Origin of the sequence: Paenibacillus caseinilyticus, from assembly GCF_027533645.1 — a bacterium.
GTDB classification, from domain to species: Bacteria; Bacillota; Bacilli; order Paenibacillales; family NBRC-103111; genus Paenibacillus_G; species Paenibacillus_G caseinilyticus.
In genome coordinates this window covers 518,071-537,506 of record NZ_JAQAGY010000002.1, presented here as the reverse complement: position 1 = coordinate 537,506, position 19,436 = coordinate 518,071, and the positions used below count along the sequence as shown (strand labels likewise).

At 52.5% G+C, this 19,436-nt stretch carries 25 protein-coding genes and 3 tRNA genes; 6 read left to right on the top strand and 22 right to left on the bottom strand.

Features of this window, described 5'->3' with window-relative positions:
* The first annotated feature begins 217 nt into the window (after positions 1–217).
* Entirely contained in the window at positions 218–937 is a 720-nt protein-coding gene (locus O9H32_RS05140) for a hypothetical protein (protein WP_269864795.1), read from the top strand.
* Positions 938–1,378: 441 nt separating this feature from the next.
* Here O9H32_RS05140 and blaI read toward each other — a convergent pair whose 3' ends face one another.
* From blaI to bla, 3 genes are all read right to left on the bottom strand, one after another.
* Positions 1,379–1,768: a penicillinase repressor BlaI gene (gene blaI / locus O9H32_RS05135; RefSeq protein ID WP_269864794.1), complete on the bottom strand. Its 390-nt coding sequence runs from the start codon at positions 1,766–1,768 to the stop codon at positions 1,379–1,381.
* A gap of 80 nt (positions 1,769–1,848) precedes the next feature.
* Entirely contained in the window at positions 1,849–3,624 is a 1,776-nt protein-coding gene (locus tag O9H32_RS05130) for a BlaR1 family beta-lactam sensor/signal transducer (RefSeq protein ID WP_269864793.1), read from the bottom strand.
* 98 nt (positions 3,625–3,722) lie between these two features.
* A complete protein-coding gene (bla, locus tag O9H32_RS05125) occupies positions 3,723–4,685 on the bottom strand; it encodes a class A beta-lactamase (protein ID WP_269864792.1) in 963 nt (320 codons plus the stop codon).
* Between the two features lie 1,010 nt (positions 4,686–5,695).
* Here bla and O9H32_RS05120 point away from each other — a divergent pair.
* Complete coding sequence (locus tag O9H32_RS05120) at positions 5,696–7,048, top strand: Nramp family divalent metal transporter (RefSeq protein WP_406627253.1); 1,353 nt, start codon at positions 5,696–5,698, stop codon at positions 7,046–7,048.
* A 132-nt stretch (positions 7,049–7,180) separates the two neighbouring features.
* Here the strand turns inward: O9H32_RS05120 and O9H32_RS05115 are convergent, their stop codons facing one another.
* Both O9H32_RS05115 and ybaK read right to left on the bottom strand, forming a co-directional pair.
* Positions 7,181–8,089 carry an ATP-dependent DNA ligase gene (locus tag O9H32_RS05115; RefSeq protein WP_269864791.1) on the bottom strand — a complete coding sequence of 303 codons (909 nt, stop codon included), beginning with the start codon at positions 8,087–8,089 and terminating at the stop codon, positions 7,181–7,183.
* 89 nt (positions 8,090–8,178) lie between these two features.
* A complete protein-coding gene (gene ybaK / locus O9H32_RS05110; protein ID WP_269864790.1) occupies positions 8,179–8,655 on the bottom strand; it encodes a Cys-tRNA(Pro) deacylase in 477 nt (158 codons plus the stop codon).
* A gap of 440 nt (positions 8,656–9,095) precedes the next feature.
* Between ybaK and O9H32_RS05105 the strand changes: the two genes are divergently transcribed.
* Positions 9,096–9,335, top strand: a complete 240-nt coding sequence (locus O9H32_RS05105; RefSeq protein ID WP_319946920.1) for a DUF3973 domain-containing protein — start codon at positions 9,096–9,098, stop codon at positions 9,333–9,335.
* Here O9H32_RS05105 and O9H32_RS05100 read toward each other — a convergent pair.
* On the bottom strand, positions 9,332–9,580 hold the full coding sequence (locus tag O9H32_RS05100; RefSeq protein WP_269864788.1) for a hypothetical protein: 249 nt from the start codon (positions 9,578–9,580) through the stop codon (positions 9,332–9,334). The genes O9H32_RS05105 and O9H32_RS05100 overlap by 4 nt on opposite strands.
* 51 nt (positions 9,581–9,631) lie before the next feature.
* Positions 9,632–9,838, bottom strand: a complete 207-nt coding sequence (locus O9H32_RS05095; RefSeq protein WP_406627252.1) for a WYL domain-containing protein — start codon at positions 9,836–9,838, stop codon at positions 9,632–9,634.
* 153 nt (positions 9,839–9,991) lie between these two features.
* On the opposite strand from O9H32_RS05095, the gene O9H32_RS05090 reads away from it, so the two are divergent.
* Positions 9,992–10,153, top strand: coding sequence for a hypothetical protein (locus O9H32_RS05090; RefSeq protein ID WP_269864785.1), 162 nt, complete (start codon positions 9,992–9,994; stop codon positions 10,151–10,153).
* Positions 10,154–10,251: 98 nt separating this feature from the next.
* Here the strand turns inward: O9H32_RS05090 and O9H32_RS05085 are convergent, their stop codons facing one another.
* From O9H32_RS05085 to O9H32_RS05055, 7 genes are all read right to left on the bottom strand, one after another.
* A complete protein-coding gene (locus O9H32_RS05085; protein WP_269864784.1) occupies positions 10,252–10,455 on the bottom strand; it encodes a hypothetical protein in 204 nt (67 codons plus the stop codon).
* Positions 10,456–10,467: 12 nt separating this feature from the next.
* Complete coding sequence (locus O9H32_RS05080) at positions 10,468–10,857, bottom strand: VOC family protein (protein ID WP_269864783.1); 390 nt, start codon at positions 10,855–10,857, stop codon at positions 10,468–10,470.
* Positions 10,858–11,410: 553 nt separating this feature from the next.
* On the bottom strand, positions 11,411–11,800 hold the full coding sequence (locus O9H32_RS05075; protein WP_269864782.1) for a spore germination protein GerPE: 390 nt from the start codon (positions 11,798–11,800) through the stop codon (positions 11,411–11,413).
* Positions 11,797–11,982: a spore gernimation protein GerPD gene (locus tag O9H32_RS05070; RefSeq protein WP_269864781.1), complete on the bottom strand. Its 186-nt coding sequence runs from the start codon at positions 11,980–11,982 to the stop codon at positions 11,797–11,799. Before O9H32_RS05070 ends, O9H32_RS05075 begins: the two co-directional genes overlap by 4 nt.
* Positions 11,979–12,593 carry a spore germination protein GerPC gene (gerPC, locus tag O9H32_RS05065; RefSeq protein ID WP_269864780.1) on the bottom strand — a complete coding sequence of 205 codons (615 nt, stop codon included), beginning with the start codon at positions 12,591–12,593 and terminating at the stop codon, positions 11,979–11,981. Before gerPC ends, O9H32_RS05070 begins: the two co-directional genes overlap by 4 nt.
* 16 nt (positions 12,594–12,609) lie before the next feature.
* Positions 12,610–12,831 carry a spore germination protein GerPB gene (locus O9H32_RS05060; protein ID WP_269864779.1) on the bottom strand — a complete coding sequence of 74 codons (222 nt, stop codon included), beginning with the start codon at positions 12,829–12,831 and terminating at the stop codon, positions 12,610–12,612.
* 3 nt (positions 12,832–12,834) lie between these two features.
* Entirely contained in the window at positions 12,835–13,068 is a 234-nt protein-coding gene (locus O9H32_RS05055) for a spore germination protein (RefSeq protein ID WP_269864778.1), read from the bottom strand.
* A 144-nt stretch (positions 13,069–13,212) separates the two neighbouring features.
* Between O9H32_RS05055 and O9H32_RS05050 the strand changes: the two genes are divergently transcribed.
* A complete protein-coding gene (locus O9H32_RS05050) occupies positions 13,213–13,680 on the top strand; it encodes an Hsp20/alpha crystallin family protein (protein ID WP_269864777.1) in 468 nt (155 codons plus the stop codon).
* Positions 13,681–13,801: 121 nt separating this feature from the next.
* Here the strand turns inward: O9H32_RS05050 and O9H32_RS05045 are convergent, their stop codons facing one another.
* The 6 genes from O9H32_RS05045 to O9H32_RS05020 all read right to left on the bottom strand — a co-directional run bounded on the left by O9H32_RS05045 (position 13,802) and on the right by O9H32_RS05020 (position 15,383).
* Positions 13,802–14,020 carry a spore germination protein gene (locus O9H32_RS05045; RefSeq protein WP_269864776.1) on the bottom strand — a complete coding sequence of 73 codons (219 nt, stop codon included), beginning with the start codon at positions 14,018–14,020 and terminating at the stop codon, positions 13,802–13,804.
* A 178-nt stretch (positions 14,021–14,198) separates the two neighbouring features.
* Positions 14,199–14,284, bottom strand: a tRNA-Leu gene (locus O9H32_RS05040).
* 6 nt (positions 14,285–14,290) lie between these two features.
* A tRNA-Ile gene (locus O9H32_RS05035) sits at positions 14,291–14,367 on the bottom strand.
* Between the two features lie 20 nt (positions 14,368–14,387).
* Positions 14,388–14,464, bottom strand: a tRNA-Met gene (locus O9H32_RS05030).
* Positions 14,465–14,541: 77 nt separating this feature from the next.
* Positions 14,542–14,706: a hypothetical protein gene (locus O9H32_RS05025; RefSeq protein WP_269864775.1), complete on the bottom strand. Its 165-nt coding sequence runs from the start codon at positions 14,704–14,706 to the stop codon at positions 14,542–14,544.
* A gap of 125 nt (positions 14,707–14,831) precedes the next feature.
* Entirely contained in the window at positions 14,832–15,383 is a 552-nt protein-coding gene (locus tag O9H32_RS05020; RefSeq protein WP_269864774.1) for a phosphatidylglycerophosphatase A family protein, read from the bottom strand.
* A gap of 161 nt (positions 15,384–15,544) precedes the next feature.
* Here O9H32_RS05020 and O9H32_RS05015 point away from each other — a divergent pair, with 161 nt between their 5' ends.
* Entirely contained in the window at positions 15,545–16,057 is a 513-nt protein-coding gene (locus tag O9H32_RS05015; RefSeq protein ID WP_269864773.1) for a 2'-5' RNA ligase family protein, read from the top strand.
* Between the two features lie 176 nt (positions 16,058–16,233).
* On the opposite strand, the gene O9H32_RS05010 is transcribed toward O9H32_RS05015, so the two are convergent.
* Positions 16,234–18,138, bottom strand: coding sequence for a hypothetical protein (locus tag O9H32_RS05010; RefSeq protein WP_269864772.1), 1,905 nt, complete (start codon positions 18,136–18,138; stop codon positions 16,234–16,236).
* A gap of 31 nt (positions 18,139–18,169) precedes the next feature.
* On the bottom strand, positions 18,170–19,432 hold the full coding sequence (locus tag O9H32_RS05005) for an efflux RND transporter periplasmic adaptor subunit (RefSeq protein ID WP_269864771.1): 1,263 nt from the start codon (positions 19,430–19,432) through the stop codon (positions 18,170–18,172).
* Between the last annotated feature and the right edge of the window lie 4 nt (positions 19,433–19,436).

Genomic DNA, 19,436 nt, shown 5'->3' with positions numbered 1-19,436 from the left:
TCTCAACTGCTTTCAATTTAGAGTTAACAAAAAATACATTTTATAAAAGGAGAGCCCAATGATTTCTTTACGATACTTTTTACTTATACTAATCGTTGTCCTCGGTTTTGTTGTATATTTTTATTTCCATCCCTCGAACGAATCACAAACAGATATACTAAAAACACTAATAAGTACACTATTGGGAGGACTTCTTTCTGTCTTTGTAACTTTCCGAGTGAACTCTTATAATGCAAAACAAAAAACGGCACTAGAAAGAAAAAAAGACGTTTATATTCCCATTGAAACTGAACTTAAAAAAGTGCTAAAAGAAAACGAAAAAATTTCGTTTTGGAACAGTTTGAATAAAAAATTCGAATTCCCTGTCGTTAATGATTTATTAGAACAATCATATATTTTTCTACCGAAAAAATTAAAAAATGACTTACTGGAAATAAAGGAATTGGTAGACGAACTTAAAACAATAAATCACTACAGTATTGCTGAAAACATTATTCTGAACAACTTCGAAACTGCACTTAAGGATTGCTACGGAGATGAAGTTTTTTTGACACATGTAGATCCCGAGGCGGGTTTTATCTATGAAAATTTTCCTGAGCCCTATCTTATTCTAAGACATGATATGGGAACCCGTAAGAACATTGATCTTCTAGCCGAAAATGATCATGAAAGTATTGACTTTTATGAGAGCCTCTTAGGTAACTATAAAGAACCACTTAAAATAGAATTGCCCGATGATAATACAGAAAGGACTCTAGACGTTGGTGAATATATTGCTTACTTTTATCCTGTGTCCAATAAAATTAGGGAACATGAAAAAATTAAACAAAAAAGGGACATCTACCTCGAAATTATAGGTAAGATAAAAAACGCCCTGAAACAGCTTGAAGTAATCTTTACTTACATAAATAAAAACTATGAACGAGACAAATATTGACTCCTGAAATTGACCACATTTTGACCACGCACTTCCGAAATTTGTAGTATATTATCATTGAAGATGTTACAACCACATATACTGTAAATACCGTAACACCGCACTAAAACGGGCTATTCTGCAGGATGTTACTGACACGCCAAATACCCTGCTCATTTTTGACAGGGTGGGGGTCACTGGTTCGAGCCCAGTACAGGTCATAAGAGAAAGTCCTTGCCCAGCAAGGGTTTTTTTGTTTTCTAGTGAATGATTGCAGGAACTAATGATTAATTTGGCGACAACTTGGCGACATCCTTTAATTGTATTCATTCATTCTCTCACCTAAAACAGCATCTCCTCAAACTTCTTTCACTAGTGGATGAGTTGTGCAAGACGATGGCTAAAAGGAAAAGAACAACAAAGAAAGCCTGGCATCGCTGCCAGGCCCTGTTCGTTTCGTTATTATTTCTTTTCCCTTCCAGGCTTTTCATGCAGGATCGAGCGCAGCTCCTTGATCTCCTCTTCGGACATGGGCTGTTCTTCAATGAACTGAACGAGCATGGACTTCAAGGTTCCTCCATAGATCCGTTTCAGAAACGAATGCGCCTCAGCGAGCTGGCATTCACTCTGTGAGTAGAGCGGAAAAAAGGTATACACCTTTTGATTCTGATGGACACCCACCACCTCTTTTTTAACCAGACGGTCCAGCAGTGTACGGGTCGTTTTCGGCTTCCAATCCGTTTTTTCCTGCAGGGCGGCAATGACCTCGTTTGCCGTTTGCGGAGCTTTTTCCCACAGCACGTTCATGACTTCCCATTCTGCTTCGGAGATACTGGGTACTTTGTTGGACATTCGGATCCCCCTACCGATTCTACTCTAGATAAAAAGGCTGCAGCAGCCTGCAGGTACTGTCAACCCAAACTGGCGATAGCTTAGAATATCCCTTTATCCCTCAATATGGACAAGGCAATGTCTGCTGCTGTACTTCCGTTCGCCTGATCTTCCCTTTGAATATTGGCTGCAAAGATATGGACATTCCCTCTGCTCTCCACATAACCTACAAACCATCCGCTGGTATTCTTGTTATTTACCGTCCCCGTACCTGTCTTGCCATAGAGATAGGCACCGTTTTTTTCCTCTAACCGGATCGCAGCTTTAACCGTATGTATGTTTTCTTCTTTAAAGCCAAACTGGTTCTGGTAGAAGGCTTTGAGGAGCTGCACCTGCTCTATCGGTGAGATTTTTAACGAAGACTCCAGCCAGTAGTGTCCCACCCCGCCTGACAGGTTGGTATTTCCATATCCAATGTCCTTCATATAAGCCTGCAATCGCTTCAAACCTACTCTACTGTCCAATTCCTGGTAATACCAGCTGACGGAGCCCGCCATCGCTGTAAACAAATTCTGATCCTTATTCCATTCTGTATAAGGGTACTGATCGCCATTCCATGGAATCGAGGATTGATCACTCTCTATGATGCCGGATTCCAAACCAAACAAGGAGCTGTAGATTTTATAGGTGGAATCCGGAGAGATTCTCCGCTTGCTCTTCTGTTCATTGTAGATTCGGTATTCGTCCGCCTGCGTATCGTATAATACAAAGCTTCCATCATACCCGCCGAAATACACGCTCAAATCCTCGTACACAGCCCTGTCGGTTTCAAAGACGTAACGGCTGTCATCTTCACGGGCCATCACAGCAGCAGCCTGAATTTGACTTGCAACCAGAACGCCAGCCAGCAGGAAAATAAAGAAACTCTTCCGCTGCAGCTGTTTTGACTCGTTCTTATAGGAGGCGATCTTCTCAATCCGTCTTTTAATCTGCTCACTGGATCCGGCAAATGTGCTTGCCCAAATGCCATACACCGGCCGCGATACCCGGCTGGCTGCAGTAATGATCGTATTTCCATATTCGGCGATGCATGACTCGTCCAACGATTGCAGCACTGCGGTATCGCAGGCTATCTCGCGATCCAGCCGCATGTGCCGGAAAGCGGTCCACACCAGAGGATTGAACCAATACAGCAGCTGAAAAGCGATGATCAGCACATTGGTCAGATGATCTTTATTTTTATAATGACTCAGCTCGTGAAGGATCATGTATCTGCATTCCTCCGGTGAGAGCCGCTCGTAAAAGCACTGGGGAAAGACGATATAGGTCTTAAACACACCGAACATCATTGGAGATTGAATGTACGGCGATTCCACTGCGCTTACCGTACCCGTTATCTTTAGGCTCTGTTTGCAGTATTCGAACAAGCGTGAAAATCCCCCGTGCTCCAACGGGGTAAACGAGCGCTTCATGCACCGGAGCTGCACCCAGGCGCGCAGGTTCAAAAGAGCAAACACCAGCATTCCTGAAACCCACAAACCAGCTGTAAGGTTGTTCAGAAGCATCGGTGTGGATTGATTCACAGAAACCGTAAAATCCTGCAGCCAGTTCGCATCCCCGGCCGATTCGACGCCCACTGCGTTTGTCGACGAATCTGCGGATGGATGCAGAGCACGTTCGAATACGGCTAGATGGCCTTCATATTGAAAAACGTCATCGGGCAGCATAGGCAGCGTTAACGCGAGCATCAACAAAAACCACAGGTTATAGTGCCACTTGGCGGTGAGCTGGTTTCGAAATATTTTTTTTATCAGCAGCAGGGCAGCCGCCGTACACGATGACAGAATCAAGCCTAATGCAAACTGAATAAAGAACACGCCCAACAATCCCCCCTATCAAGCCTTCACGTACGCCTCTTAGCATATCACAAGTCTATCGCTGCGGCCCATCATAACGAATTCATGTACTCGCCCCCTTACTTCGCCTCCCCACCTGCGGGCTGGAGCAGTGAGTCGAGTGCGATCTTCGCGGCCTTGGCGATCAGGGCATTGTCAAAGGAAGCGTCCTGCACATCCCGCGTCGACTGTACCGCTATAACGATAGGATCATCGTTCGGCGGCCAAATTACAGCGATATCGTTGCGCGTTCCATAGCTTCCGGCGCCGGTCTTATCCCCGACGACCCAGCCCTCGGGCACTGCGGCGCGAATCAGTGCGTCTCCTGTAGTGTTTCTCCGCAGCCAATCGACCAGTATTGTACGCTTGTCGGCCGGAAGCAGATCTGACACTGCAAGAGCTTTGAGCGTGGTGGCAAGAGCTCTGGGCGTGCTGGTATCCCGGATATCACCAGGAACGGCTTCGTTCAGCTCGGTTTCGTAGCGGTCCGCGCGAATCACGTTATCGCCAACCTTCTCCTTCAATATGGCTTCAAAACCGTCCGGTCCTCCCAGCTGCTTGAACAGCAAATTTCCAGCCGTATTATCGCTGTATCGCACGGCTGCATCTGCAATTTCCCGCAGAGTCATTCCCGTATCGACGTGCTTCTCGGTTACCGGCGAGAAGGTGACAAGCTCCTCCTTGGTATACGTAATGGTTTGGTCGAGCTTCTCGATCGAGCTCTTCAGCAGCACGGCACCAGCGGCCAATGCCTTGAATGTGGAGGTATAAGGAAAACGCTCATCTGGCCGATATTCAATCGTCCGCCCCGTTCCCGTATCGATGGCATACACACCGAGCCTAGCTTTATACTCGCCCTCCAGCTGGGCGAATGGAGGGCTCGCAGCTGCCAGGTCGCGGGTAACCGCTGCTGCCGTTGAAGGGGCCGCAGCTGGCTCGGCGGTTTTCATGCAGCCTGTCAGCAGCATCAGCAAGAGAGAGAACAGCAGCATCGTGAGTCTGTTTGCCCTTAAATGAACCTTGGTATTATATGTTTTTATCATTAGATCCGACCTCATCTCATCCTCATTTCGGGTGCAGCTTACTAAACAGCAGCCAGCCTGCTCTATCCGCCAAATAACCTTCGCTCCTCCCTTTGCACCATATTGATTACACCCGTAATACAATATTACGTATGTAGTCTACAATTGTCAAAACTCCCCTTCCTGATATTTTGATGACAGCAGGCTGATGCCTCCTGCCGGCAGGTGCACATATAGCAAGAAATTCCCCAAAAAGTGAAGCCAACCTCTGCAGCTTATTCTATTACTTTTTTGGGTAGTCCCGGTTATCCACAGTTCAATGCTGCACATAATATTTCCTATACAACAAGAAAAGCTCTAAGCGAGTAATCGCCAGAGCCTTTTATAGTAAATATTTTACTTTTCACGCATAAAGAAGGATACGTTAAGTGAACTGAAAATGTACGATAATCGTAGGCGGCGGTGCGGGAGGAGATGGAGTCGCCCCTGTATAGTGGCTCGACGCACCGGGTGTTCCGTGTGAGTGGGGAAGAAACAGAGGGGGCGGATAGCGTGGAACCATCGCATAGTCAGGAAACCAAGGATGTACGTACGATTGACACACTTTTTCACAACCTTTCCCCTATCTGATATTGCGAGAAGATCTATAGATATGGTAAATATGCATGTGCCATATAAGTTGCTTGTCTCGTCATCCGTTTTCCGATCCGTCCCCGATAAAAAATGGTATGGAACAGTCTTCCTCATCCGTCGTATAATTTTCGTTATATACGACAAGGAGGCAAAACATATGTGGGCGTTTATGGGCTTGGCCGGAATAGCCGGCTGTATTGTAATGTCCGAATCCCAAACCAGAACAGATGCAGATCAAGTAATTCCCCCGCATCCCCCCTGAACCGGGGCCAAAGTATACCCTCCCTGTTTGATTAAACCGCCAAGCAGAATGGTAAATACCTTTATCGCTTCCAGAGTTGCCTTGTACCAACAAAGTTAGAGAAGACCATATAGAGAATCGAAGGAGAGAAAAGCCGATGGATCCAATTTCTGAGGAGCAGCAGCGTTTGAAGGATACAGGCTGGAGAAATGCCAGGCGTGACCGGACGCTGCCCGAGGTATACCGAAGCATGAAAGTCCCCACTAACGGATCGTGGATCAAGAAATTCCTTGCTTTTGTCGGGCCCGGTTACATGGTTGCCGTCGGTTACATGGACCCCGGCAACTGGGCTACGGATATTGCCGGAGGCTCCCTGTTCGGCTACAGCCTGCTGTCCGTCATTCTTCTGTCCAATCTGATGGCGATGCTGCTGCAAGCCCTCTCAGGCAAGCTGGGGATTGTGACAGGGCGTGACTTGGCTCAAGCCTGCCGAGATCATTACAGCAAGCCGGTAGCTATGACGCTATGGCTCCTGTGCGAGCTGGCGATCGCCGCCTGCGACTTGGCCGAGGTCATCGGATCGGCGATTGCCTTGAATCTGTTGTTCGGCATTCCGCTCATGTACGGGGTTATGATTACTGCACTCGATGTGCTCATTGTCCTTCTTCTGCAGAACAAGGGCTTCCGCTATATCGAAACCTTGGTCATTGTGCTCATCGTTACGATCGGGGGTTGTTTTGTTACGGAGATCTTCTTGTCGAAGCCTGATGCCGGGGGCATTCTGCGCGGCTTTGTTCCAAGTGCCGAGATCGTTATGAATCCAACGATGCTGTATATCGCCATAGGCATTCTGGGCGCTACCGTGATGCCGCACAATCTGTATCTTCATTCCTCCATCGTGCAGACGCGGCAGTACGACCAGACGGCACTCGGGAAACGTCAGGCGATCAAATTCGCAACATGGGACTCTTCCATCGCCTTACTCTTCGCGCTGTTCATCAATGCCGCCATCCTGATCATCTCGGCAGCCACCTTCCACCGCGCCGGCTTGACCGAGATTGCCGAGATCGGCGATGCGTACCATATGCTTACGCCGCTGCTCGGAACCACTGTCGGCAGCCTCTTGTTCGGCGTAGCCCTGCTCGCTTCGGGCCAAAACTCAACCTTGACGGGGACGCTCGCCGGCCAGATCGTGATGGAGGGCTTCCTCAATATCCGTCTTGCCCCATGGCTGCGGCGTTTGATTACGCGTCTGATCGCCATCATTCCCGCGGTTATTGTGACGGCGCTCTATGGGGAGAGCGGCACCGCGAAGCTGCTCATACTCAGCCAGGTGATCCTGTCCCTGCAGCTTTCCTTCGCTGTCGTGCCGTTGATTCAATTCACGAGTGACCCGAGAAAGATGGGCGAGTTCGTCAACCGCGCGTGGATGAAGGGGTTCGCCTGGCTGGTAGCCGGACTCATCGTTTGCTTGAACGTCTATTTGCTTTATCGTACCTTTGGGGGCTAATTCTGGCGTTTAACTTGCAGACCGCATGCTCCCCCAAATCCCAAATCTAACGGCCTTATTGGCCATCCATGGTTATACCCTTCTTACTGGCCTTACGAATAGAAGATTCGGATACCCTTCACCACCGAATTTCTACTCGTAAGGCCAGACGCATTCCTGCGGCGTCTTATCCAATAAAAAGGAGTGGAACTCAGTCTCCCCCAGCTGGTGCATGGCGCTCCGGTCCCGGTAGGAGATCCGGCAGCAGAGCCGGGGCTCAAGCCACCGGGTCCCTCTCTCCTCATGCGTAAGCAGCCCTTCGGCCAGTCTCAATAAGATGCTTCGGTCTTCCTCCGTCAGTCCCCTCGCTACCGAACCTACGGGTTTGTTCTTTACGGTGCGGAACTGAAGGCCGATGACCAGCGCGAAAGGATCTTCCCGGTAACCGAGTATCACCGTATCTACTGTGCGGCGATGCTTGATCTCGACCCACTCGCCGCCCCTGTGTCCAGGGAGGTACAGGGAGTCTTTGCGCTTCGCTACGATGCCTTCCAGCCCTTGAGCCGCGGTGAGCTCAAATAACCGCCGGCCCTGCTCCTCGATGTATATCGTAGGTGTCAGAATGCCGCCATCCCGGAGCAGCTCCCCAAGCCTTGCTTTCCGGTTCGTGAGAGGCTCGCCCAGATGCGGGCGGTCCGTATAGAGCAGGTCGAACGCCGCAAACAGGACCGGATGCGTGATCTGCGCGGTACGGATCTTGGCGGATTGACGAATCCGCAGGCGGTATGCCCAGTCGTCGAAGACGGGCCTCCCGCCGCGCAGAACAATCCCTTCCCCGTCGAGAATGACGGAGGGGGCAGACAGCGCCGAGAGGGCCTCCCTGAGCTCCGGCAGCTGCTCCGTTACCGGCCGGCCGCTTCGGGTATAGATCTCGCAGCGGCCTCCCTGCTTATGAAGCATCAGACGGCCCCCGTCCCACTTCGGCTCGAAGAGGAACGCTTCGTCATCGAACGCCTCGTTCGCAGCCAACGCCCCCATAGGTGCGATCCCGGTAAACAGCATAGCCGCCCTCCCTCTTGTCCAAGCTCCGACAACACCGTGTATCACGTTAGATCAACCAAGGCCGCCGTCCACATGCCGTTATCTGTCACCTAGTCTGCGCACAGCTCGCAGACCACGGCCCGGGACGCCTGAGCAAGCGCCTCCCCGCCCAAGAAGATTTGAAGCCCCCGGCGTCCTCCGCTGATGCTTACGGGATTCAATCCGAGCGCACTTTGGTCCAGATACAGCGGGTAAGCTTTCTTGATCCCCAGCGGAGATACCCCTCCGCGAATATACCCTGTAAGTCCCTGAATGTCTTTGACCGCTACCATCTCGACCTTCTTGTTGCCGCTGACGGCAGCCGTTCTCTTCAGATCGAGCTCCCGATCTCCAGGGATACAGACCAGCAGCACTCCCGTCTTGTCCCCCCTCAGCACCAGTGTTTTGAACAGCTGGCCCGCTGGCAGCCCCACTTTGCCAGCTACCGTTCCCGCGTCCAGCTGATCCTCATCCCATTCGTATTCATGCAGTGTATAAGCGACCCCGAGCTGATCGAGCAGCCGGCACGCATTCGTCTTGGAAGCCACGTACTCTTCTTCTCCTCTCTTGTCTCTCCAAAGCCGGGGAGTTTCATTCCAGCATCTGCCTCTGCAGCCTATCATACCATAGGCCGGCTCACGATTCTCTGCAGGGCCTGCCAGCCTCCGGGTAGTCCGTCATACAATCGCTTATAGTGAGACTGGCAGATGAAGAAAGGGCAGTCGGCCGGTCAGAGGCTGCATCACTGGCCTCTCCGCTCACCGCACAGATTCACTATCGCAAAGAGAAGAAGCCACATTTGGCTTCGTTGTTCGCTGCTGTGCTGGCAAGGAAACAGATGTCGAACCCCGCCTTATAACCCATGATATTCCATATAATCTCATAATTCGACATCAATTCTCCCGTATTTCGATTCATATTTGTCGAAATCGGGTATAGAAAAATAACAAGTCCCTATCTTAACGTCTGAATTTGTCATACCTCACGAATGAGCAGCATACACTTTGTCTATCATTGTCATCATGTGAACAAAAAGGAGACCATCCCTATGTACTACTGTATTGCATGCAAAGAGCTGCATTCGTCCGCGTCCCCCGATCACATGGTTTTTACGACAGGGTTTCATTATATCCATGAAACGCTATACCGCGCAGGCACGTGCTTGAAGCTTCCGAAGCGTATGGAAACACCGGAGCCTGCCAAAGTGCTGCAGTCCACAATGGCTTAGCCCTCCAAACGGGAGCATCCTCCGGTCCATTTCCTGGCTTCTTCCGGAAGATCGCCGGGCGGCCGCGTTCTGCGCTCCCAAGCTTTGGGTTCCGTCTTGGGATGCATGGACCGCAGCCGCTCCAGCGGCGTCCGCTTCTTCTTCGCTTCCAGCAAGGCGCGGAGATGCGCCATAAGCTTCTTCAACCGCTCCCCTTCGTCCGCTGTCCCGGCTGTCTTCAATTCATCATATAGATTGCTCTTCATCCCGCTCCTGCTCCTTACCTGGATTCCATCCTCTACTCCCGGGAGACGAGCTTAAGCACCCTTCCCAGGGACCGGCTGGTATGCCAATATTCCTCCGAGCGCAAAGCTGCGGACCGCCTTCCGCTCCATACAATAGGCCCTGACATAGCTGCCCTGCACCGACAAGATCCGAACCACACGTTTCGTGAATCGCTCGGCTCCATCGGAGTAAATGAGCTCTACCGTGCTTCCCGTATATTTCTGCAGCAGCGTATCCACAGCCATCCCTCCTCCACCGAACAAGAACACCCGTTCGTTTTTCTACTCTTATTATGCCAAACATTCGTTCCCATTTCAAGTGGTGCGTTCGCTTCTTTTTGGTGTAATATTGTAAGAATACGTCCACTATAAAAGAAGCAGGGGGGAACGCCCATGAAAGTCATAATTACTGCGGAGGAAGCTGTCCAAAAGGGGATCTGGCCCCGGCTGCAGAACATGTTCGGCCGGGACGAAGGGGAAGAAATCTGGCCTAAGGAAGAGTTCATCCTGACGGAGGAACAGGCTGTGGAACTGGAACTCATCCCCAAATCGTAGAAGAGCAGCAGAAACAAGGCCTCCTTCGGGAAGGGGGCCTTGTTTCTGTTGTATCAGCCTTTGAGCTCGTATCAGTCTTTTATCTCGTATCAGCCCTTTTACCGCCTCGGCTTGCCCCGGCTGCTCCAATCGGTTGAACCTTCCCTTGGATCCGTGATATTGATGTCTTCATTGCGTACGGTCTGCAGCAGATCGGCAATCGTCCGGTTCAGCAGTTCGCCCTTGTGCCTGGAGAACAGCCTCCGCCGTTCTTTCATCAGGATCTCCAGGATCAGCTTCTTCTGTTGTTTGCTTAGAAGCATATTCCTCCCGCCTTACCTTGTCGACTGGAAGAACTCGATCCACTCCCCGTCCGGGCCGTGGAAGAAGAAGTACCGGGAGCCATTCGGCAGCGTGATGATCTCCTCGTCAATACGCTGCACATCGAGCTTGCCGATCCGCTCGAATTCCTCATCAATATCATCCACCGTAAAGGCCAAATGATGCACCTTGCCTTCTGCCGGAAGCCCCTCGTTATACCCTTGGATGAGCTCCACTTCCGTTTCGCCCTGTTCCCCGAAGCCCAGGAACGCCAGCTTGATTACCCCGTTCGTATGCAGCAGGGTATCCTTGAGCTTCATGCCCACCACTTCTTCATAGAATGCGACGGACGTCTCGATATCCTTAACCATGATTCCGACGTGTTCGATTCTTCTGCGCGCCATTGGAATGCCTCTCCTCTCGTTCTAGCCCATGCTTCAGCGTATTATACCATATTTCCCCTTCTCCGCACCGCTCCCCTCCCGCATCAGCCGGCATTCGCAGCCCCGGTGCAAAGATGGGCGGATGCCCATGGGCGCACGGCTATACAACGCATATAGTGATATACAAGATAAACGGCTCCGCGGTCCTTTCAGGACGTTGCGCGTTTATGAGATATATAAGATACAGGATCGAGCCCCGGCGAGATATAAATTCTTATATATTGAAAAAAGCGGTTCCCAAGGGAATCGCCGGAGAGGATGAGGTTATTCCATGAACCGAAACAGCATACTTCGGGCACTGTCACCTTCGGAATCCGTTGGCGCCGCCCAGCCCCCTGCGCCGTCTCCCCACCCTGCGCAGGACCCCCGGACACTCCAGCAGCTGATGAGCTGTGGTATGGATCCTTACAGCGCCGTCCGGATCGTGGAGACTTGGGAGGCCGGAGAAGTATTCCCGCCTTATCAAAGCGGCTCGGTCTTTCATCTCTGGGGTAGATATCTCGTATAATCTTCTTCAACTGCGCGAATGTCCTCCCTGCAGCAGCTGCCGGATATGCTTCACTCGGGATTCGGCTCTGACGGACCGGTTGGAGCCTGCCTGCACCATCGATGAAGAGGATACGGCCGTGACCCGGATCCGGTCCACCCGGATTTGGCCGCAGGACTGCGTTACAGTCATCTCTACCGGCTGCTGCGCGGAAGGAAGTGCAATGGGGACGACGAAGAGGGGAAAGCTCTCGAATTTTCCCTCATTTCCATAGTAATTCGGAATTTCTCTCTGAACCGCCAGCGCCAGGGAGACCGGGGAGAAATCCACCACATCTCCGGCGAACACGGCCGAAGCGTAGCCGACGTCAATGATCCTCATCGTACCGATGACAGAGGTCCGTACGCTTCCGCTCATTGCGGTTCCTCCGGAGTCAAAGGTTCCATCGGACCGATGATCAGCGATTCTGGCGGTGTGTCGAACACGCTGGAGAGACGAATCAAGCTCGCATCGCCGATCAAAAACAACGAGGCACTCGCCACACCCGTAATCTGAACGCTGCCTACATGCAGCCCCTTGTTGTCGACTTGCAAATTCATGTGCCGCTCTCTCCTCCCAAATCCGCTTTCTTGTTCACAAAATACTGCCTCATGCCCTTGCGGACATCTTCGATGACACGGTCCTGAATCCACTGCTCCTGTTCCTCCGTAAGCACGGGCTGCTGGGGATCCGCGGCGGCCTTCAGATAATGATCAATCCGCGGACCGACCTGGTTCTGCAGATCGCCGATCATGACTTGGTGAAAATCATTGCCGAACTCCACCCCGTATTGACGCTCCAGTTCGTCTAGCTCCGAAGGGCAAGTTTGCAATAAATAGTCGAATATATTTTTTTGAATACGGGAGAAGGACTCGGACCTTGCTGTATTGGTACGGATCGGCTCCCCGTTTGCGGTGGCATCCTCCAGCGAAGAAGCGCCTAGTCCCGCAGGAGACAAGCCAACATTCAGCGTCCCCTCGAGCGTATCCACTTTGAGTTGATCGAAGTTGTATTCGATTTTCTCAATGGTAATGCCTCTCTGTTTCTTCAGCGCCTCGACTTCCTGCGCCATGGATTCCACCCGCCTCTCCAGAGAGCGGATGCGGTCCGTCTGCCAGGTCAGATATTCGTTGAGCTTTCGGAAGTACGATTCGGGAGTCATGAGGTTCATCGGTTATTCCTCCGTTTCACCGGGGTGATGGCAGCGGCACCAGCGGCAGCGGGGATTGTTCTTCGGCGTTGGCCCCTTGTTCAAATCCCGGCGCCGGACCGGTGAATCCGCCGGTGTTGTATAGATTCGCAAGGGAACGGATGGTGCCCGCCGTTCCGATCTGCAGGACGGACGAGTTCGACACGGCCCCCACCTTCAATTGGTGGATCACGATCTGTTGATGGATCACCAGCCCCATGGTTCACAGCACCGCCTTATCTGCCGACGTTATCGTGGAATCGGCCAAGTCCGCATCATATGTATTGGTCGAACTGACCATATTGTATATCCGTATCCCATCACCCGTATTGAACGAGCCAGCTCCGGCGAAGGTCTTCGCCGCGGAGCTCGGTGCAATCTGGATCGAGTCCCCAATATGCACAACGGAGCCTGTACCGACGCTGACAATCTTGATGGCTCCTACTACTGCCGGCATGAGCAACACCCTATCCGTGATTGGATTTGATACAGTATATGATTCGCCGGGTTGAAGTATGTTTTTTGACTCTGTAACCATCTGCGAGCAATCATGCTTTGGGAGCTGGGTTCATATACTTGAAGCAGCGAGGAGGGATACAGCATGGAGGGTCCGAACCCTAATCCGTTCGAGATGAATTGGAAGCAGTTTGAACAATTTTTCGGCGGCAAGCTGCCGTTCGGCGGACACGCCGGCGTACCCGGCAGCGGTGAAGGCATGGCCTGGGTAGAGAATTATGTCAAAGATGTGCTGCGTCAGTCCATGCCGGCTGCGGAAGCCCCGTCCATCAAGCACCACTTTCATTCCGAATTATTTGATACCCACAAGAGCGTGATCGTCAAAGTGCATATTCCCGACCGGGCCCAGGCCCGCCAGCTCCGCCTGATGCTCAGCGCAAGCGAGATTCGGCTGGAGAACCTGCCGGATAACAACAGTCAGACCATCCGCCTCGCTTCGCCTGTCGTGCCGGGCAGCTGCAAGGCGGTATATAGGCACGGCGTACTGCAGCTTCATCTTCGCAAGCAGGCGTCCGATCATCTGTTCCATGAGATTGACATCCGATTCACATGACAGGTCTCGCTCTCCGGCTCACGTCACAAAAAGAAACCGCATAACCGGTTCTCCCATCCGCAGAGGAATGGCCGGTTTGCGGTTCCTGTGCTTGCTTGAGTCTGAGGGCGGACTCTTGAAGCTAGTTATTCGCCGTATTGTTCGAATCCGCAATATCGGGATCCAGCGTATTGGTGAAGCTGACTAAGGTGAACGTGGCGCTGAAGTCGCCGGTATTGCCGCCGCCGGCGCCAGAAGCCGTCTTGGATGTACTCTTCGGCGTAATCTGCAGCACGTCTCCGAAAACCAGCTCCCCGTCGTTGCCTGTGATCTTAATCGGTGCCAGAATGATGGAAGGCATAGGCTTCCTCCTCTTCTTCGTAGTGGTAAAGTATATGCGGATCCTGCCAAAAAACAACCAGATCCCGATCTTCTTGTGGCTTGCGGGCCGTGCCGACGATCCGCCGATAACGAAAAAAGGCTTATCTCGACCGCCAGAATGACGAATACGAGATAAGCCTTATTGATTCTAGAGCTAGTGCCGAAGACCGGACTTGAACCGGTACGGTGGTCACCCACCGCAGGATTTTAAGTCCTGTGCGTCTGCCGATTCCGCCACTCCGGCAAGTGGTGGTGGGCCCTGAGGGACTCGAACCCCCGACCAATCGGTTATGAGCCGACCGCTCTAACCAACTGAGCTAAGGGCCCACAAAATTTGAATGGATGGTTGGTTGCGGGGGCAGGATTTGAACCTGCGGCCTTCGGGTTATGAGCCCGACGAGCTACCGGGCTGCTCCACCCCGCGCCAGTCAATTCACGGCTATACTTCATAGCGACAAAAGTAAATATACACCATAGAAAACACCGGAGTCAAGTGTGAATTTATACGGTATAGCGGACACCGAACCGCCCTTTGCGGGAACGGAAGACTTCAACCTCCGATGGGCACTCGTATCCGTAAATCCACCAGTCCTCTTCCATGCGTTTGGCCAAACAGCCTGCTTGAAATTTGCTGTCGTATAATTTAACCCAATAGATCCAATTCATGATCTCACACTCCGCTTGCCAGCCGTAGATGATTTCCTTCCCTTAGCATAACCAAAAAGAAGCTTCCTTATTTGGGAGAGAAGCTTCTTGGTATGGTTTGAATAACGTAGAGTCGGCAGTGAGAGTCAGCTTGCGTTCTCTCCCGTCCCCGTGATGTAGGTCACTATGCTTTCCTTCTCTTCCAAATCCCGCTGGTGATGTGCAATGCGCGAAGACGCGGACGAAGCGATGGCCGCCACGAGATCGTCGAGGAAGGTATGCACCTGCGATCCGTTCTTCGTATCAAGCCTCTTAATGATGCCGATCTTGTGCTTGTCTAGATGGCCGAAGGTGGTTACGGCGATACTGCCATAACCGAACACCGATCCAAGAGCCAGCGTCTCGTCGCAGCCGAATAACCCTTCATCCGAATCAATGATGGACTGGATCGGCTCGGACAGCATTCCTTTCTCCGCGAGAACATCCAGTTCGATTCCGACCAGGATGGCATGCTGGAGTTCACGCTTCTTCAAGACCGCATGAACGGAGTCCACGCACTCTCCCATGGTCAGGTGAGGCTGGTAGGGCAGCTGCATTTCCCTAACAATCTCGGCTATGTCTTCTATAGCGACACCGCGCTCCTCCAGTTTATGATAGACGGCGGTTTTGACTTCGATGCTGTGTACCTGACGTTTCATGGAGATCGCCCCTTTTGCCGGAATTGAGTTCATTATAGCATACGAATGATAGCGATTACATTAGGCTGATGCAGGGAAGCAGTACAACTTCTTCCAGGGAAGTTTTTTCCTTTGGAATGACAATCCGGCAGGCGTTATAATGAATAAAAGGAGGGATTCCCATGTTCTATGGTATCGCCGTATTTCCAGCGCAAGCTATTGCCGACTTCGCAGCCCCGCTGCGCAAACGATATGATCCGCACGAATTTCTCATCCGGCCGCACTTGACCGTCCTGGAGAAACAGGAGTGGACACATGAGCAGCTCAACGAGGCCGTCGCTGTCTTAAGATCCGTCGCGCAGGCCTCTCAGCCCTTCCCCATCCACTTTAATCGCTTCTCGAGCTTCTATCCTGCCAGTCAAGTGATCTACATGGCCCTCTCCGACCCCGAGCCTCTGAGAGCGCTGCACCAGCGCATCGTTGCAGCGCTCCCGAAGCCCGAGGCGGAGAAGCCTTATCTCTATACGCCTCATCTGACGGTTGCCCAGGCGCTGGGTGACGACGAGCTCCACGATGTGCTCGCCAGCCTGAAGAACCAGACGCTGGATCTGCAGTGCACGGTCGACCGCTTTGCCCTTCTCCGTCAGGAGCAGAATGGTACCTGGAAAACCGTAAGCGAATTTGTGCTCTCCTAATTTTCTTATCCTTCTAGCAATCCATCCGCCCCCGACAGGGCGGATTTTTTTGATACCGCTGCCAGCCTCCCAGAAGGCAGAGGATCATCGAGGCGCTGTATGCCCTGCCAATCCGCATAGAAAAAGCCGATCCTCTCGGACCGGCTGAATATTGAAAAATTTGTATAAGGACTTGCTTACTGCTTATGAACGCCTACGAGACGCTTTGCCACTCCGCCATTCTCTGTCGTGAAGGTTTCATAGATTTTCATTTGCAGCGGCATGAATGCCGATTGACTGTTCCCGCTAATATTGAACTTGTTCTCACCCGAAATTAATCGCCCTTCGCCTATGAATGGTTTGCTCGCGGTTCCGATCAAGCTGCCGCCGCCATCATACAATTCGAACAGCAGACCTGTTGCACTAGAATCAAGCTGCACCAGATCCTGGCGTTTGATTTCTATAAACGGCTTGGCTGTATAGACATAACCTGACTCCACGCTGAAGTTATACGACAGGTTAAGCGATTTGATATTGATTTCAAACGGATAGGCGGCAATCATTTGATTCAAAGCCGGAGGAGCTTGGAGCGGAAGCTTGTAGGCCGCAATCGTCGTCTTGTAAGGCGCAGCCAGCTTCGTATCCTGTACCTTCACTCCAAGGTCCTTTCCTTCCTCGGAAAGCGGTACGGCATACGAATAGGCGACGGTGATCGCCGATTTCGGCAGGATGTTCGCCGTCGAAATCTTCTGCCTCGCTCCACTGTACTCATAACCGTCGCTGCTCACGAGGTCCGCTTGGAAGGTCGGAACGGCCACCGGCTTATCGCTTTTGTTGTATATTTTGAACTTCGCCGTCACCGTCTTGGCGCCTTCTTCGGTATTCTCGAACATATCGAACTGGGCGACAGACACATCCAGCTCCGACGGGATCAGCTCACTCCGCTTGTCGAACTGCATGACATCCCCGATGTTGAACGGCACATACTTCGTGTCCGTCTGTCCTGCCGGGAGCAGCACATTCAGGCGGCCCACATAATAGCCGCTGCGGCTGGCACCTGCTGTGCTGCCGCCTGCTGCCCCGGAGCTCAAGGCGGCACCGGAAGCAGCTTCGCCACTGCCTGCTGCGGACGCGGCATCCCCTGCCGACTGGCCCGCGATGCCTGCTCCGGCTGCTGATGCTCCGGCTGCTGATGCTCCGGAAGCGCTCGAGGCAGCCGCGGCCGAATCGGCGGATCCGGCGGCGGAGGCCCCGCCGAAATTCTCCGGCGTCAGCACGTTCAGCGAGGTGAGCACCGTATCCTGGTCGGTTGGGATCGCGAAGTGAATGTATTTCTCCTCTTTGGCCTGCAGCGACAAAGTTCCCTGCTCTACGCGGGAGCCGGTATACACTTTGTCTTCGCTTCTTCCGTCCACGACGAATGCAGGCATTTCTTCTTTTTTGGCTCCCGGATTATAGGCGAGCAGTTGGACGACGAATACAGTGCCGCTTTGCGTCGACTCTTTCTTGATGCTGACCGGCGTGTATTGGATCGGCGACGTCAGTGTCGGGATCACGAACGTTTCGGACCATTTCTTCACGGCCTTCGGATCAGTGATCTGGGACTCGCTGCCCTGCCAGACATTCCCGGTTATCGGCGCAGCCACAATCACGGTTTCCTTCTTCGGATAGACGTACACGTCAACATCCGTCCAGTTCACTTCCGTCAGTGTAACCTCATCCGTCCGGTCTACGACAGCGATATAGCCAATCTCGGTCGTAGCCTTAGGCTGGATGGACTTAGGGCTTCCTGCGCTCGGCTGCAGCGTATACACCGTACCGTCGCTGGATTTCACGCGCAGTTCGTAATCCGGCACCCGCGTAATGCCGCTGCCGTTATTCTTGAGGCGCACGACAACGCCAAGCCGCGTCCCTTCGTCCACCCGTTCATTCAGAACGGCTTTGATTTCAAAATCGAGAAGGTCCGTCAGCTTATAAGTAACGACGGCCGGAACACTGGTCTCGGCTGCCGGCGCTTCTGCGGCGAATACGGCATATCCCGGTGTAACGAGCGTTGCGGAGAGTATCACGGATGCTACGGTCATTTTGAGTTTGCGGTTCACTTGGTTTTCCTCCTGTCGGATCCTTTGTCGTTTACTTGGCGAGTTGTACCTTTTCTTTATCCTTCAACTGGTTCTGGCCGGAGATGATGAGCTGCTCTCCTTCTTTGACGCCGGAGATGACTTCCTGGATCGTCTCGTTGAGACGGCCGAGCTGGACTTTGCGCTTCTCTACCGTATCGCCCGTCAGAACGAAGACGAAGGTATCGCCGCCCTCGCGCACGACACTCAAGGTAGGAACGGCAACCACCATTTGGTCGTTCTCGCCGGTAAGCTGAATCTGGGCCTTCATGCCGGGCTTCAGCTTGCGGTCCGCGTTCGGCACTTCGAGCTCCAGGGAGTATGCTTTGGTCTCGCCGCTCATGACGTCAGCCAGGTAGCTGATCTTGGCCGCAGTCTTGTCCACAACGCCCGGGATATAGAAGATCAGTTCGCTTTTGCCGCGGACAAGGTTCGCTGCATCCTCCGCAAGCTCTGCCTTGATCTTGATCGGATCGAGCTGCTGGATCTTCGCCGCATTGAATCCTGCATTCACCGTCATGCCGGTCTGGATCGGAAGATCCGTCAACACCCCGCTGGAGGAGGCTTTCACTTCCATATTACCGATGGTCCGGTCTGCTTCGCGAAGCGAAACGTTGGCGCTCTGGATGCTCTGCTCGAGCTCTATATAATTATTCGTGCTATCCATCGTCTTCAGCTTGCTGCGGGAAGCTTCGAGGTCAAGCTTCAGGCTGTTCAGCTGTGTCTCGGTCTGCTCGAGTTGGATTTTGGTCACCAGCCCGAGGTCATAGTCGTTGCGCATTTTATTGTAATTTTTCTCGGCGTCCTTAATGGCCTGCTCCTGCTTGGTGATGCCGTTCTGCAGCTCATTGCGGCTGTCCGCCAGCGTCGCCTTCGACTTCGCAATCTGTTCCTGCGAACTGGAGAGAAGAATCTGGGCCTTCTCCTTCTGGATCAGCGCATCTGTCGGATCCATGCGGAAGATGATCTCTCCCTTCTCGACCAAATCCCCGCGTTTTTTATAGATTTCCTGAATATCTCCCGCGCTTTTGGTGACAACATCGAGTTGAATGGAGGAGGCTACGTCAGCGACCTGTTCGAGCGGTTCGCCGATCTTCTGTTTCTCGATCGGTGCGGCTTTGACCGTCTTGATCTGCGCTTCGGCACTCGTCGCCGCAGGAGCCGCTTCCGGCTTGGCTGCCGAGCAGCTGGCAAGGAGTGCCGCAGAAATGACCGCGGCCCCCAGTGCCTTAACGGCAGGTTTCATCGATTTGGACTTTCTCTTCATCCGATTCATGGCC